Origin of the sequence: Aureimonas endophytica, from assembly GCF_014642635.1 — a bacterium.
Lineage (GTDB): Bacteria > Pseudomonadota > Alphaproteobacteria > Rhizobiales > Rhizobiaceae > Plantimonas > Plantimonas endophytica.
In genome coordinates this window covers 28,081-42,154 of the sequence record NZ_BMIQ01000001.1, presented here as the reverse complement: position 1 = coordinate 42,154, position 14,074 = coordinate 28,081, and the positions used below count along the sequence as shown (strand labels likewise).

Below are 14,074 nucleotides of genomic sequence, written 5' to 3'. Positions count from 1 at the left end.
GCGAAAAGCAACGGCCTTGCGGAAATAAGCTCGCCGCTAGCTCCGTTCGTGGAAATGGTCGTAGACGAGCTGCGCCGTCGCAGCCGAGATTCCCTCCACCTTCTGGAGATCGCCGAGCCCGGCGCGCGACACCGCCTTGGCCGTGCCGAAGTGATGGAGCAGCGCGCGCTTCCTCGACGGGCCGATGCCGCTGATCTCGTCCAGCGGGTTCTTCGTCAGCTCCTTCTTGCGCCGGGCGCGGTGCGAGCCGATGGCGAAGCGATGCGCCTCGTCGCGCAGGCGCTGGACGAAATAGAGCACGGGATCGCGCGGCGGCAGCAAGAAGGGCTCGCGCCCGGCGACGATGAAGCGCTCGCGTCCGGCATCGCGGTCGACGCCCTTGGCGATGCCGATCGTCGTGACGCTCTCCGCGATGCCGAGTTCGTCCAGGATGGCGCGCACCGCCGAGATCTGCCCCTTGCCGCCGTCGATGAAGACGAGGTCCGGCCAGGCCGGCATCTCGGCCTGCAGCGCCTCCTCCGCCTCCTCGCCTTCCGGCGCGGCCGGGACGAGCGGCGGACGCTCGCCATGTTCCTTCACGAGGCGCGAGAAGCGGCGGGTCATCACCTCGCGCATCATGCCGAAATCGTCGCCCGGGGTGATGTCGGTGCCCTTGATGTTGAACTTGCGATAGTGATTCTTGGCAAAGCCCTGCGGCCCGGCGACGACCATGGCGCCCACCGCGTTGGTGCCCGAGATATGCGAATTGTCGTAGATCTCGATCCGGCGCGGCGGCGCGGGCAGGCCGAAGGTCTCGGCGAGGCCGGCAAGGAGCCGCGCCTGCGACGAGGTCTCGGCGAGGCGCCGGCCGAGCGCTTCCCGCGCATTGGCGAGGGCATGGTCGACGAGGTCGCGCTTCTCGCCGCGCGCCGGCACCGCCACCTGCACCTTCCGCCCCGCCTTTACCGAGAGAGCCTCGGCGAGAAGCTCCCGGTCCTCGAAATCCAGCGAGCCGAGCACGAGGCGCGGCACGGGCTTGTCGTCATAGAACTGCGCCATGAAGGCGCCCAGCACCTCCGCCGGCTCCAGCGAGGTGTCGGCACGCGGGAAATAGGCGCGGTTGCCCCAGTTCTGCCCGGTGCGGAAGAAGAAGACCTGGATACAGGTGAGGCCGCCCTCGCAATGGATGGCGAAGACATCCGCCTCCTCGACGCCCTGCGGATTGATGCCCTGATGGCTGGTGATATGGGCGAGCGCCGACAGACGGTCGCGCAGAACGGCGGCACGCTCGAAATCGAGTTCTTCCGAGGCCTCCTGCATCGCGGCGGCGAGCCCCTGCTTGATCTGGTTCGAGCGGCCGGACAGAAAGCCCTTCGCCTCGCCGACCAGCGCGCGATAGTCCTCCAGGGCGACCTCGCGCGTGCAGGGGCCGGAACAGCGCTTGATCTGGTAGAGAAGGCAGGGCCGCGTCCGCGTCTCGTAGACGGAATCGGTGCAGGTGCGCAGCAGGAAGGCGCGCTGCAGCGAGTTGATGGTGCGCGTGACGGCGCCGGCCGAAGCGAAGGGGCCGAAGAAGCTGCCCTTGCGCGAGCGCGCGCCGCGATGCTTCACGATGGCCGGCGCCTCGTGGTCGTCGCCGATCAGGATATAGGGAAAGGACTTGTCGTCCCGCATCAGGACGTTGAAGCGCGGACGCAAGCGCTTGATGAGATTGGCCTCGAGCAGCAGCGCTTCCGTCTCGGTGCGCGTCGTGACGAATTCCATCGCCCGCGTCTCGCGGATCATCCGCATGATGCGGTTCGTATGGCCGGCGAGCCGCGTATAGCTGGTGACGCGCTTCTTCAGGCTGCGCGCCTTGCCGACGTAGAGAACCTCGCCCGCCTTGCCGAACATGCGGTAGACGCCGGGATCGTTCGGCAGGCGCTTCACCGCCGCGATGATGACGTCGACGCCTTCGAGCCCGTCCTCGGCGACGAGGCCGGCGGCATCCCAGTCGATGGCGGCGAGAAGCGCCGCGCTGTCGCCGGCCCCCTCCTCTCCGGTGTCCTGCCCGTCGAGATCCTCCGCACCGTCCTCCTCGGAATCGATCTCGTCGAAGATCTCGTCGTCGCTCGTCATGCGTGGAATGGCCTAGAGGTCTCGTCCGGCGCGGCGGCCCGCGCGGAAGCTTCGCGGCCGAGTGCCGCCGGGACGGAATCTAATGTCCGGGGAATCGGATTGCCAGCGCGGCCGGTCCCGCGGTCCTGCGGCGAAACGCGACGAAGCCGCCGGCCCGGCGGGGCGCGGCGGCTTCGCGAAAGCTCGGTTGCGTCGGGCTTCGATCAGCCGACGATCTCGGTCTCGGAGAACCAGTAGGCGATTTCCTGCTTGGCGGTTTCCGGCGCGTCGGAACCATGCACCGAGTTCTCGCCGATCGACAGGGCGTGCAGCTTGCGGATCGTGCCCTCGGCGGCGTCCTTCGGATTGGTGGCGCCCATCACTTCGCGGTTGCGGGCGATGGCGTTCTCGCCTTCCAGCACCTGGACGATGGTCGGGCCCGAGGACATCGACTCGACCAGCTCGCCGAAGAACGGACGCTCCTTGTGGACGGCGTAGAAGCCCTCGGCCTCGCGGCGGCTCATCCACACGCGCTTGGAAGCGACGACGCGGAGCCCGGACTCTTCCAGGATCCTGGTGATCGCCCCCGTCAGGTTGCGCCGCGTCGCATCGGGCTTGATCATCGAGAAGGTGCGTTCGATCGCCATACCGCGAAATCCTAAGGAGGTTGGAGGTTTCGCGCCCTCATAGCGGCAGGCTTTCCGGGCGGCAAGGGCGCCGCGCGCGGGTTCGCCTCCCGGCAGGCTTGCCCGCCGGCGCCACACGGCTATCGTCGCCGGCCGTCGGGCGAAGCGCCCGCCGCCCCAGGAAAGACGACCGCCATGTCCCCGCACTCGATCTACGCGATGCTCGCCGCCTATAACGGCTGGGCGAACGACCGTCTCTACGACGCGGCGGAGCGGCTGACGCATGAGGAATTCATCGAGGATCGCGGCCTCTTCTTCCGCTCCATGATGGGCACGCTCAACCATCTCCTCGCCACCGACCGCATCTGGCTGCGGCGGCTGAGGGGCGAAGGCGAGGCGCCGGACCGGCTCGACGCGGTGCTCTTCCCGGAGATCGAGCCGTTGCGCGCGGCGCGCCTCGCCGAGGATCGGCGGCTCGTCGCCTATGTTGCCGGCCTCGACGCGGCGCGGCTGGCGGCGACGATCACCTACAGCCCTTTGACGAAGCCCGGCCGGATCGAGCAGCCGGTGGCGGCGGTGCTGGCGCATCTCTTCAACCACCAGACCCATCATCGCGGCCAGGCCCATGCGCTCCTCACCGGCTTCGGCCGGGACGCGCCCTCGCTCGACCTCGTGCTGTTCCAACGCGAGAGCGGCCTCGGAATAGGCGATCAGCCGGAATAGGCGACGAGGCCGAGCTCGCGCTCCATCACCGCGAGGTCGCGGTCGTTGTGGATGATCGCCACCCGGTTCGCGATGCACCAGGTGGCGATGATCACGTCGATCGTGCCGCGAATGGTGAGGCCTTTCCGGCGGAGGAGGCGGTAGTTCGCGGCAGCGAGTTCCGCCAGCACCGGACCACACAAGGATGCGCGCTCGAGTCGACCAAGCTCTTCGAGCGTGCGACCGACTTGTCTATCCTGCCGGATGCCTTGCAAGAGTTCCACGAGCACGAGGTCGCCGAGAACGACATCGTCCTCGGCAAGCGCGCGGGCCACGGACGCGGCCGCAGCCGTCTCACGCGGGTTGAAATAATCGATCCAGGCCGAGGTATCGATGAGAACGCTCACCCGCGCCGCATTTCATCCAGGTCGCCGACCCATTCGATCTTGCCGCGAAGCTTCATCAGTTCGCGCTGCGCGATGCGGCGCTTCACCAGGGTCTGAAGATGCTCCTCGATGAAACGGCGCGCATCGTCGCTGTTCGTCAGTTCCATAGCTTCTCGTAGAAGGTTCTCGTCGATTTCCACGGTCGTGATCGCCATCGCCGGCTCCGAACCTCGCTTGCTGGTAGAACAGAGATAATCACCCGACGAGACTTTGTCTGCCGACAAACGCCCTTTCCCCTCCGGCCTTCGCGTGCGAAAAGCCCGGCATGCTGCAGATCAACGACCTGACCGCGCGTGTCGCCGGGCGCCTTCTGATCGACCATGCCAGCCTCAGCCTGCCGGACGGGGCGAAGGCGGGTCTCGTCGGGCGCAACGGCGCCGGCAAATCGACGCTGTTCCGCGTCATCACCGGCGATCTCGCCGCCGAGACCGGCTCGGTGCAGGTGCCGAAGGGCATGCGGATCGGCCAGGTGCTGCAGGAGGCGCCGGGCACCGAACAGTCGCTGCTCGACGTCGTGCTCGCCGCCGATACCGAGCGGCTCGCCCTGCTGGCCGAGGCGGACACCGCGACCGATCCCGGCCGCATCGCCGACATCCATATCCGCCTGTCCGATATCGACGCCTATTCCGCCGAAGCGCGCGCCGCCGCGATCCTGTCCGGCCTCGGCTTCGACGCCGAGGCGCAGGCGCGGCCGGTCTCCTCCTTCTCGGGCGGCTGGCGCATGCGCGTCGCGCTGGCGGCCGTGCTCTTCGCGCAGCCCGACCTCCTGCTCCTCGACGAGCCGACCAACTATCTCGATCTCGAAGGCACGCTCTGGCTGGAGACCTTCGTCGCGCGCTATCCCCATACGGTGATCGTCATCAGCCACGACCGCGACGTCCTCAACAACGCGGTCAACTCGATCATCCATCTCGACCAGCAGAAGCTCGTCTATTATCGCGGCGATTACGACAGCTTCGAGCGCCAGCGCGCCGAGAAGATGGAGCTTCTGCAGAAGGCCAAGGCCAAGCAGGATGCCGAGCGCAAGCATATGGAGGCCTTCGTCGAGCGCTTCCGCGCCAAGGCCACCAAAGCCCGGCAGGCGCAAAGCCGCCTGAAGGCGCTGGAGCGGATGAAGCCCCTCGCCTCGGTGATCGAGGATCACGTGGCGCCCTTCGCCTTCGATGCCTCCACCCGGCGCCCGGCCTCGCCGATCGTGCGCATGGACGACGTCGCCGTCGGCTATGGCGAGGCGCCGCCGATCCTGAAGCGCGTGACGGTGCGGATCGACACCGACGACCGCATCGCGCTTCTCGGCGCCAATGGCAACGGCAAGTCGACCTTCGCCAAGCTGCTGGCCGAGCGCCTCACGGCGCGTTCCGGCGAGACGATCAAGGCGCCGGGCCTCAAGGTCGCCTTCTTCGCGCAGCACCAGATCGACGACCTGCGACCGGACGAGAGCGCCGTCGAGCATGTGCGCCGGCTGATGCCCGACGCGCCGGAAGCCAAGGTGCGCGCCAAGGTCGCCCGCATGGGCCTGCCGACCGCGAAGATGGACACCAAGGCCGACGCGCTGTCCGGCGGCGAGAAGGCGCGGCTCCTGATGGGTCTCGCGACCTTCGGCGAGCCGGATCTCCTGATCCTCGACGAGCCGACGAACCATCTCGACATCGATTCGCGCGAGGCGCTGATCCGGGCGCTGAACGACTATCCCGGCGCGGTGATCCTAATCAGCCACGACCGCCATATCGTCGAGGCGACCGTCGATCGCCTGTGGATCGTCGCCAACGGCACCGTGTCGAAATTCGATGGCGATCTGGAGGAATACAAGCAGCTCGTCCTCGCCGCCCGACGCGGCGGCAAGAAGGACAAGGAGCCGGCCGAGGATAAGGCGAAGCCGCGCGAGGCCGCGCCGGCGCCCGCCCCGAAGCGCATCGCGCTCGGCCCGATCCAGAAGGAAATCCGGACGCTGGAAGCGCGGATGGCGAAGCTCCAGACCGCCATCGCCGCCTTCGACGCCAAGATGGCGGCGCCCGGCTTCTTCGAGAAGGACCCGAAGCGGGCCGGCGAGATGGCGCGCGAGCGCGAGGCGGCGGGGCGCGAACTCGGCGAGGCCGAGGAACGCTGGCTCGCCTTGTCGCAGGAGCACGAGGCGGCACTCGGTTAGGTCCCTCCGCGATTTGCCGTGAACTCGCGATTTCGTGTGAATCGCGGCGCTTGCCGCGATTTGTCAGTCGGATACATAAATCCTTCGTAAACGGTTCGGAGGTTCAAGATGCGCGGCAGGATGGCGATGCTCGCGGCCGCGCTCGGCACCGTCGCTCTCTTCGCCGCCTCCGCGTCCGCCTATCAGCGCGCCGTCCCGAAGCCGAAGGATTCCGGCTTCGCCCAGGTGGACGGCATTTCCCTGTTCTATCAGGTCTATGGTCAGGGCTCGCCGCTTCTCCTCATTCCCGGCGGGTTGTCGGATGCCGATGTCTGGCGCAAGCAGATCCCGGTGCTGGCGAAGAACCATAAGGTGATCGTCGCCGACAGCCGCGGCCAGGGCCGCTCGACGCGCGACGACGAGCCGATCACCTACGAGCTGATGGCCGACGACTACCTGGCCCTTCTCGACACGCTGAAGGTCGATAAGGTGGCGCTGGTCGGCTGGAGCGACGGCGGCATCATCGGGCTCGACATCGCGCTCCGGCACCCCGAGCGCCTGACGCGCATGTTCATCCAGGCGGCGAACGCGACGCCGGACGGCGCGCTCGCCTATGCGGCGCTCGTCGCCGCCGGCGATCTGCCGGCGCTTCGCCATTACGACGACGTGACGCAGGAGATCCACGCGCTCTGGGCGAACGAGCCGAACTTCACCGAAGAGGACCTCGCCTCGATCACCGTGCCGACCATGGTGGCGATCGGCGAGCATGACGAGGCGATCAGCCTGGAACACACGATCTTCCTCGCCGACACCATCCCCGGCGCGAAGCTGACGATCCTGCCGAATGTCGGCCATTCGGCGCCGATCGAGGACCCGGCCGGCTATGCCAAGGCGGTGCTCGATTTCGTCGACGATCCGAACGGCTCGGCCCCGGAGGCGGATGGCGACCGGGCGGCACCGTTCTCCACGATCGTCGCCGGGCCGGTTCCGCAGAAGACGCCGGGCTGACGCTCAGGCCTTCTTGAGCCAGCGGCGGTCCTCGGACTGCTGCCAATAGGTGACGTCGTGGCCGGCCTGCTTCTCCGCCTTCCAGCGGGCGCGCGCCGTGGCGAGCTGGCTGTCGTCATGTCCGTCGAAGAGATAGACGCCCCGGACGTAAGGGGCGAGATCGGCCGGCACGGCGCCCTCCACCATGAAGCGGATCTGCGGGTCGTTCGCCCCTTGCGCCGGATCGATGGTGAGGAGGATCGGCTGACGGTGGCCGCCCGCTTCCGCATCCGTGCCGTGCGGCAGGAAGGACTCGTCGCGGAACACCCAGAGATGATGGTCGAGCGCGTCGCGCCGCTCCTCCGTCACCGCCTGGACGACGGCGCGCCAGCCGCGCTGGAGGCTGCGCTCCAGAAGCTCCGGCAGCGCGTCCTCCAGCCGGCTTTCGGTCAGGTGGTAGAAGAGGACTTCCGCCACCGCCTTCGGCTCACGGCGTCTCGTAATGCGCGGCGACGAGCCGGTCGAGCAGCCGCACGCCATAGCCCGAGGCCCAGGACTGGCTGTACTCGTTCGACGGCGAGCCCATGGCCGTGCCGGCGACATCGAGATGCGCCCAGGGCACGTCGTTGACGAAGCGCTGCAGGAACTGCGCCGCCGTGATCGAGCCGGCCGAGCGGCCGTTGCCGATATTCTTGATGTCGGCGAACTTGCCTTCGATCTGCTTGTCGTATTCGGGGCCGAGCGGCATGCGCCACACCTTCTCGCCGGTCTCGAGGCCGGCGGAGAGGAGGCGGTCGGCCAGTTCGTCATTGTTCGAGAACAGACCGGCATGGTGATGGCCGAGCGCGACGATGATGGCGCCGGTCAGCGTCGCGAGGTTGACCATGAATTTCGGCTTGAAGCGGTCCTGGCAGTACCAGAGCGCGTCGGCCAGCACGAGGCGGCCTTCCGCGTCGGTGTTCAGCACCTCGATCGTCGTGCCGGACATGGCGGTGACGATGTCGCCCGGGCGCTGCGCGTTGCCGTCGACGGCATTCTCCACCAGACCGACGATGCCGATGGCGTTCACCTTCGCCTTGCGCCCGGCGAGCGCGCGCATCAGGCCGACCACGGCGGCGGCGCCGCCCATGTCGCCCTTCATGTCCTCCATGCCGGCCGCCGGCTTGATCGACACGCCGCCCGTGTCGAAGACCACGCCCTTGCCGATGAAGGCGACGGGCGCCTCGTCGTCCGGGCGGCCGTTCCAGCGCATGATGACGAAGCGCGGCGGCCGGGGCGAGCCCTGCGCCACGCCGAGCAGCGCCTGCATCTTCAGTTCGGCCATCTTCTTCTCGTCGAGGATCTCGACATCGACGCCCTGCGCCGACAGCGTGGCGATCCGCTCGGCGAATTCCACGGGGCCGAGCACGTTGGCCGGCTCGTTGACGAGGTCGCGGGCGAGCGTCACGCCGGAGACGATCTCCGACATCGCGGCGAAGGCCGCTTCGGCCGCGCCCTGATCGGCGACGCCGAGCGTGAAGGCGGCGGAAACCTCGGCCTCCTCCTCGCCCTCGCCCGCCGCCTTGCCCTTCTTCGACTTGTAGCGATCGAAGGCATAGGCACGCAGCTGGATGCCGGCGCCGAGCGCCGCGACTTCGGCGGCGCTGATCTCGATGCCCTCCGCCGCGCAGAGCACGGTGACGGCGCTGGCGCCCTTCGCCTTGGCGGCGATCGTGCCGCCGAGCTTCAGCCAGTCCTCCGCGCCGAGCGCCTTGTCGGCCTTGGTGCCGACGAGAAGGATCTTGTCGAGATCGGTGCCGGCCGGGGCGATCAGTTCCAGGGTGGAGAGGCTCTTGCCCTTGAACTTCGCCTTCGAGGCGGCGCGGGCGAGCGTCTCGCCGAGCGTGCCGGGCAGCGCGGCCGAAACGGCGCCATTTTCGCCGGCGAGAACCACCAGCACGCCGCTGGAGGGCACGTCCAGGGCGGAGAAACGGACGGTCGGACGTTCGGACATCGGAACTCCTGGCGAAGGCTCGGATCGGGCCGCCCCGTTCGACGGAGCGTCGGGGCACGGGTGTCGCACAACCGCAATCGTGTTGCAAAGGACACAATGCGAATGGTGGATGCGGGGCACCGCTTTGCAAGGGTTCGGTCTGCGGTTAAGAAACCGTTAACCGCCTTCGTTTGCGTTTTCTTAGCCAAACGGGGCGAGCATCGGCGGGAGGCTGGCCCGGCGTCGCGTTGGGCTGCCCACCGGCGTTTCGAGAAGACGACAACAACTCAATGAGCCTTCTCGAGCGCTACATCTTCCGAAGGGCCCTCACCTTTTCGTTGGGTTCCCTCGGCTCGCTCGTCCTCATCGTGTGGATCGTCCAGGCGCTGCAGCGCGTCGACATCGTGCGCTCCAGCGCATCGGCGGCCGGCAACATGTTCTGGATCGCGACGATGCTGATCCCGAACCTTCTCGCCGGCGTCGTGCCCTTCGCCGTGGTGATCGGCGCGGTCCAGGCGCTGAACTCGCTGAACGCCGATTCCGAACGCGCCGTGATCGCCGCCTCCGGGGCGCGCAACAGCGTCGTCATCCGGCCGATCGTCGCGCTCGGCCTTTCCGGCGCCGCGTTGATCCTCGTCATCTCGCATCTGATCGGGCCGATGGCGCAGGGCGCCTTCTTCAACGGCCTGCGCGCCGTGAACGCCGACGCGATCACGCTCTTCCTCACGCCGGGGCGCTTCGAGGAGATCCAGGACAAGTTCGTGGTCGGCGTCGGCGACGTGCGCGGCTCGACCATCTCCAATCTCTTCATCTCCGATCAGCGCGACCCGACGACCGACCTCGCCTATTTCGCCAAGGAAGCGCAGATCGCCGAGCGGGACGACGACAGCTATCTCCTGCTGCGCGACGGCCAGGTGCACCGCCGCACCGTCGCCGACGGCGCGATCTCGGTCATCCAGTTCCAGACCTATGCCTTCGATCTGGCGACGCTGCGCCCGGAAGGGGACGGCGACTGGATCCGCAATTCCGAACGCTCGACCCTCGACCTCCTGCGCGCCGACGCGACCGACAAGTCGGTGCAGAACAACCCGTCCGCCTTCGCGAAGGAACTGACGCAACGCTTCTCCGACTGGCTCTATCCGCTGGCCTTCGCCCTCTGGGCGCTGGTCGTCGCCGGCCGTCCGCGGACAAACCGCCAGGGTGCCGGCCCGGCCATGGCGCTCGGCCTCTCCGGCGCGCTCGGTCTCAAGGCGCTGAGCTTCGTCGTGCTGGCGCTGATCGACCACGACACGTCCTACCAGATCCTCGCCTATCTGCTGCCGCTCGCCTCCATCGCCTCCAGCGCCGTCTTCCTCTGGGCGGATGTCGATGTCGCGGGCTCGCGCCTGCTGACGGGCCTCGGCGACGGCCTGCGCTGGATCGGCCAGCTGTTCCGCCGCGATCCGGCCCATAGCGGAGCACGCTGAGCCATGGCCGGGACGCTGAGCCGCTACTTCCTGCGACGCTATCTGTCGAACTTCTTCTCGACGCTCGTCGCCATCTTCGGCCTCGTCTATCTGATCGACGTCATCGAACTGTCGCGGCGCGGCAAGTTCGACGAGGTGCCCTTCACGCTCGTCGCCGTCATGTCGGCGTTGCGCGTGCCGTCCTTCGTCGAGCAGGCCTTTCCCTTCGTCGTGCTCTTCGCCTCGGTCTTCACGCTGATCACGCTCAACCGCCGCTATGAGCTCGTGGTGGCGCGGGCGGCGGGCGTGTCGGTCTGGCAGATCCTGCGGCCCTTCCTCGTCGGATCGGTGCTGCTCGGCATAGCCGCGACGCTCCTCTACAATCCGCTGGCGGCCTATACGCAGGCGCTGTCCAACCAGATCGAGACCAGCCTCGCCGGCAAGGCGCCGACCGAGACGCGGCTCGCGCCCTGGCTGCGCCAGAACAGCGAGGGGGTCGATTCGATCATCGGCGCCAAGGCCGTGTCGGATCACGGGCTGACGCTCGGCGGCGTCACCGCCTTCGTGATGGACGGCGAGGGCAAGGTCAAGGAGCGGGTCGACGCCCCGAAGGCGCGGCTGGAGCCGGGCGCCTGGATCCTCGACACGCCGACCGTGACCGAGATCGGCGAAACGCCGCATCGGGTCGACAGCCTGCGCCTGCCGACATCGCTCCGGCCCGAATTCGTCGAGCAGCGCCTCGCCGATCCACAGGCGATCCCCATCTGGGATCTCTATTCGAAGATCGAGATCGCCCGCAGCCTTGGCTATAACGCCCAGGCATTCGCGATGCATTTCAATACCTTGATCGCCAAGCCGGCCTTGTTCGTCGCCATGACGCTGGTCGCCGCGACGGTCGCTGTCCGGTTTGCCCGAACCGGCCAGTCTGGTAGGACGATTTTCGGCGGCGTCGCCGCCGGATTCGTGCTTTATGTCGTGACATTCCTGGCGCAGGCGCTGGGAAGCAATTCGGTGGTTCCGCCGGTCGTCGCGGCGTGGTTCCCGGTTGTCGCGGCAGGGTTGTTTGGGGTGACGATCCTGCTGCACCAGGAGGACGGTTAGAATGATGGCGAGGGGTAACTCGCGGCCGGTGCATGCATGGGGACGCCGGACGCTGCTCGCGGCGGGCGTCGCCTTATGCGCGCTCGTCTGCGCCGCGACGGGGGCCGCCGCGCAGGGCGCGGCGGCCATCAATCCGCTGCCGGCCTCGGTATCGGTGCCGCCTGACGCGAAGCTGTTCCTGGAGGCCGACACGGTCACCTACGAGAGCGACGCGGCGGTCGTGACGGCCGCTGGCGGCGTGCAGATCGACTACGGCAATTACAAGCTCGTCGCGAAGAAGGTCATCTACAACCAGAAGACGCGGCGCCTGATCGCGACCGGCGACGTGCAGCTCGTGCAGCCGGACGGCAACAAGGTCTATGCCGACAGCGCCGACATCACCGACGATTTCGCCGATGGCTTCGTGCGCGCGCTGCGCATCGAGACGCCGGACAATACCCGCTTCGCGGCGCAGGGCGCCGTGCGCGAGAACGGCAGCGTCACGACCTTCGAGAAAGGCATCTACACGGCCTGCGAAGCCTGCCGGGAGCATCCCGAGCGCGCGCCGCTCTGGCAGGTGCGGGCGCGCAAGATCGTCTGGGACCAGCAGAAGAAGGTGGTGCGCTACTATGGCGCGGCCTTCGAGTTCTTCGGCGCGCCCCTCGCCTATCTGCCCTATTTCGCCCAGCCCGACCCGACGGTGAAGCGCAAGAGCGGCTTCCTCGTGCCGAGCTTCACCCAGTCGGACGCGCGCGGCTTCGGCCTGCGCGTGCCCTATTTCTTCGCCCTGTCGGACAGCTACGACGCGACGGTGGCGGGCACCTATTACTCGAAGCAGGGCTTCCTCGGCGAAGTCGAGTTCCGTCAGGCCTTCGGCAACGGCTACTACACGCTTCAGGCTGCCGGCCTGTCACAGCAGGACCCGCAAGCCTTCGACCGCACGACCGATCCGCGCGATCCGATCACCGGCGTCAGCCTGTCGCCGGACTATACCAATACCGAGCGCGGCATGATCGGCACGACCGGCCGCTTCGCGCTCAACGAGGACTGGACCTTCGGCTGGGACATTCTCGCCCAGAGCGACCAGAACTTCTCGAACACCTACGACATCGAGAACTTCAACCAGACCTTCCACACGTCGGAAGTCTATCTGACCGGCCTCGGCGACCGCAGCTTCTTCGACCTGCGCGCCCAGCGCTTCGACATCCAGACCCGGGTGAAGAGCGACCAGGACGTGCAGCCCTGGGTGCTGCCCACCTTCGACTACGAGCGGATCGAGGACGGCCCGCTCGGCGGCGAGGTGCAGTTCAACGCCAATCTCGTCAATATCCGGCGCGACGAGGCGGATCTCCAGAACTTCCTGCTCTGCGATCCGGACTTCTTCATCGACGGCAGCTGTAGCAGCACCGCGGCGGTGAATGCCGGACTCCTGTCCGGTTTCCCCTACCGCACCGACTATTTCCGGCGCCGGGCGCTGGAAGGCGACTATTCGCGCGGCACGGTCGAGGCCGAATGGCGCCGCACCTTCACCACCGACGGCGGTCTGGTGCTGACGCCCTTCGCCAGCCTGCGCGGCGATCTCTATCGCGCCGACATGTCGACGGACGGCTATTCCGGCGCGCCCACCGATCCGTTCCTCGCGATCAACAGCATCACCAACCCGACGATCACGATCGGCGATACCGAGATCGACACGTCCGGCTTCCGCGGCATGGCGGCGGCGGGTGTCGACGCGCGCTATCCGATCGTCATCGACGCGCAGGGCTCCACCCATGTCATCGAGCCGATCGCGCAGCTGATCGTTCGTCCGAACGAGACAAGCATCGGCAACCTGCCGAACGAGGACGCGCAGAGCCTCGTCTTCAACACAACCAATCTCTTCGCGATCGACAAGTTCTCCGGCTACGACCGGATCGAGGGCGGCACGCGCGCCAATGTGGGCCTGCGCTATTCCGGCACCTACGAGACGGGCTACACGGTGAACGCCACCGCCGGCGAATCCTTCCATCTCGCCGGCCGCAATTCCTTCGCCGATTACGATCTGGCGCTGGTCGGAGCGGATTCGGGGCTGGAGACCAACCGGTCCGACTATGTCGGCTCCGTCGCCGTCGGCACGCCGATCGGGCTGCAATTCGGCGTCGGCACGCGGCTCGACGAGGAGACGCTCGACGTCAAGCGCACCGATCTGTCCTCAGCCTATTCGGGCTCGCGCTTCGGTGTCGGCCTCACCTATTCGCAGATCGCCGCCCAGCCGATCTACGGGTTCCCGGTCGATCGCAGCCAGGCCGGCATCAGCGCCAACGTCAAACTGACCAAGGAATGGACGGCCTATGGCTCGCTCGGCTACGACATCAAGAACGACGCGGTGATCTCGAAATCCTTCGGTCTCGGCTATCTCGACGAATGCTTCAGCCTGCTCGCGCAGTACACGCAGACGGACGACAACTACCAGCTGAGCGATTCCCAGAACGAGATCATGTTCAAGCTCTCGCTGCGCACGGTCGCGGACGCGCAATACAAATACAAGCTCGGCGAGGGCGACTGACCATTGTTTCGCCAAAGCTTCGCGCTAGCCAGCGCTGCGAAGCCTAAGGGGACGACGCGCGGCCACGGGG

Annotated in this window: 12 protein-coding genes; 6 read left to right on the top strand and 6 right to left on the bottom strand. The window is 67.4% G+C overall.

The window, feature by feature from the left end; translation table 11 throughout:
- Positions 1 to 36: 36 nt before the first annotated feature.
- On the bottom strand, positions 37 to 2,097 hold the full coding sequence (gene uvrC / locus IEY14_RS00200; RefSeq protein WP_188906229.1) for an excinuclease ABC subunit UvrC: 2,061 nt from the start codon (positions 2,095 to 2,097) through the stop codon (positions 37 to 39).
- A 203-nt stretch (positions 2,098 to 2,300) separates the two neighbouring features.
- Complete coding sequence (gene ndk, locus IEY14_RS00195) at positions 2,301 to 2,723, bottom strand: nucleoside-diphosphate kinase (protein ID WP_188906228.1); 423 nt, start codon at positions 2,721 to 2,723, stop codon at positions 2,301 to 2,303.
- A 174-nt stretch (positions 2,724 to 2,897) separates the two neighbouring features.
- Between ndk and IEY14_RS00190 the strand changes: the two genes are divergently transcribed.
- Entirely contained in the window at positions 2,898 to 3,425 is a 528-nt protein-coding gene (locus IEY14_RS00190) for a DinB family protein (RefSeq protein WP_188906227.1), read from the top strand.
- Here the strand turns inward: IEY14_RS00190 and vapC are convergent.
- Positions 3,413 to 3,811 carry a type II toxin-antitoxin system VapC family toxin gene (gene vapC / locus IEY14_RS00185; RefSeq protein WP_188906226.1) on the bottom strand — a complete coding sequence of 133 codons (399 nt, stop codon included), beginning with the start codon at positions 3,809 to 3,811 and terminating at the stop codon, positions 3,413 to 3,415. The genes IEY14_RS00190 and vapC overlap by 13 nt on opposite strands.
- Positions 3,808 to 4,005, bottom strand: a complete 198-nt coding sequence (locus IEY14_RS00180; protein ID WP_188906225.1) for a type II toxin-antitoxin system VapB family antitoxin — start codon at positions 4,003 to 4,005, stop codon at positions 3,808 to 3,810. The genes vapC and IEY14_RS00180 overlap by 4 nt, the downstream gene beginning before the upstream one ends.
- A gap of 110 nt (positions 4,006 to 4,115) precedes the next feature.
- On the opposite strand from IEY14_RS00180, the gene IEY14_RS00175 reads away from it, so the two are divergent.
- Positions 4,116 to 5,996, top strand: coding sequence for an ABC-F family ATP-binding cassette domain-containing protein (locus IEY14_RS00175; protein WP_188906224.1), 1,881 nt, complete (start codon positions 4,116 to 4,118; stop codon positions 5,994 to 5,996).
- Positions 5,997 to 6,104: 108 nt separating this feature from the next.
- Positions 6,105 to 6,983 (top strand): alpha/beta fold hydrolase, encoded by an 879-nt coding sequence (locus tag IEY14_RS00170; RefSeq protein WP_188906223.1) that lies wholly within the window; start codon positions 6,105 to 6,107, stop codon positions 6,981 to 6,983.
- A 3-nt stretch (positions 6,984 to 6,986) separates the two neighbouring features.
- Here the strand turns inward: IEY14_RS00170 and IEY14_RS00165 are convergent, their stop codons facing one another.
- Complete coding sequence (locus IEY14_RS00165) at positions 6,987 to 7,439, bottom strand: DNA polymerase III subunit chi (RefSeq protein ID WP_188906222.1); 453 nt, start codon at positions 7,437 to 7,439, stop codon at positions 6,987 to 6,989.
- Between the two features lie 10 nt (positions 7,440 to 7,449).
- Positions 7,450 to 8,955, bottom strand: a complete 1,506-nt coding sequence (locus IEY14_RS00160) for a leucyl aminopeptidase (RefSeq protein WP_188906221.1) — start codon at positions 8,953 to 8,955, stop codon at positions 7,450 to 7,452.
- Positions 8,956 to 9,224: 269 nt separating this feature from the next.
- Between IEY14_RS00160 and IEY14_RS00155 the strand changes: the two genes are divergently transcribed.
- From IEY14_RS00155 to IEY14_RS00145, 3 genes are read left to right on the top strand one after another with little or no spacing between them, the layout of a single operon-like run.
- The gene (locus IEY14_RS00155) at positions 9,225 to 10,400 is read left to right on the top strand and encodes an LptF/LptG family permease (protein WP_188906220.1); all 1,176 of its coding nucleotides are present in this window, start codon (positions 9,225 to 9,227) and stop codon (positions 10,398 to 10,400) included.
- Positions 10,401 to 10,403: 3 nt separating this feature from the next.
- On the top strand, positions 10,404 to 11,480 hold the full coding sequence (lptG, locus tag IEY14_RS00150; protein ID WP_188906219.1) for an LPS export ABC transporter permease LptG: 1,077 nt from the start codon (positions 10,404 to 10,406) through the stop codon (positions 11,478 to 11,480).
- Between the two features lies 1 nt (position 11,481).
- Complete coding sequence (locus IEY14_RS00145) at positions 11,482 to 14,004, top strand: LPS-assembly protein LptD (RefSeq protein ID WP_244639234.1); 2,523 nt, start codon at positions 11,482 to 11,484, stop codon at positions 14,002 to 14,004.
- Positions 14,005 to 14,074 lie beyond the last annotated feature (70 nt).

Coding starts and splice junctions, on each gene's coding strand:
- uvrC (WP_188906229.1), bottom strand. CDS start 2,097: ATGACGAGCGACGACGAGATCTTCGACGAGATCGATTCCGAGGAGGAC.
- ndk (WP_188906228.1), bottom strand. CDS start 2,723: ATGGCGATCGAACGCACCTTCTCGATGATCAAGCCCGATGCGACGCGG.
- IEY14_RS00190 (WP_188906227.1), top strand. CDS start 2,898: ATGTCCCCGCACTCGATCTACGCGATGCTCGCCGCCTATAACGGCTGG.
- IEY14_RS00180 (WP_188906225.1), bottom strand. CDS start 4,005: ATGGCGATCACGACCGTGGAAATCGACGAGAACCTTCTACGAGAAGCT.
- IEY14_RS00175 (WP_188906224.1), top strand. CDS start 4,116: ATGCTGCAGATCAACGACCTGACCGCGCGTGTCGCCGGGCGCCTTCTG.
- IEY14_RS00170 (WP_188906223.1), top strand. CDS start 6,105: ATGCGCGGCAGGATGGCGATGCTCGCGGCCGCGCTCGGCACCGTCGCT.
- IEY14_RS00160 (WP_188906221.1), bottom strand. CDS start 8,955: ATGTCCGAACGTCCGACCGTCCGTTTCTCCGCCCTGGACGTGCCCTCC.
- IEY14_RS00155 (WP_188906220.1), top strand. CDS start 9,225: ATGAGCCTTCTCGAGCGCTACATCTTCCGAAGGGCCCTCACCTTTTCG.
- lptG (WP_188906219.1), top strand. CDS start 10,404: ATGGCCGGGACGCTGAGCCGCTACTTCCTGCGACGCTATCTGTCGAAC.
- IEY14_RS00145 (WP_244639234.1), top strand. CDS start 11,482: ATGATGGCGAGGGGTAACTCGCGGCCGGTGCATGCATGGGGACGCCGG.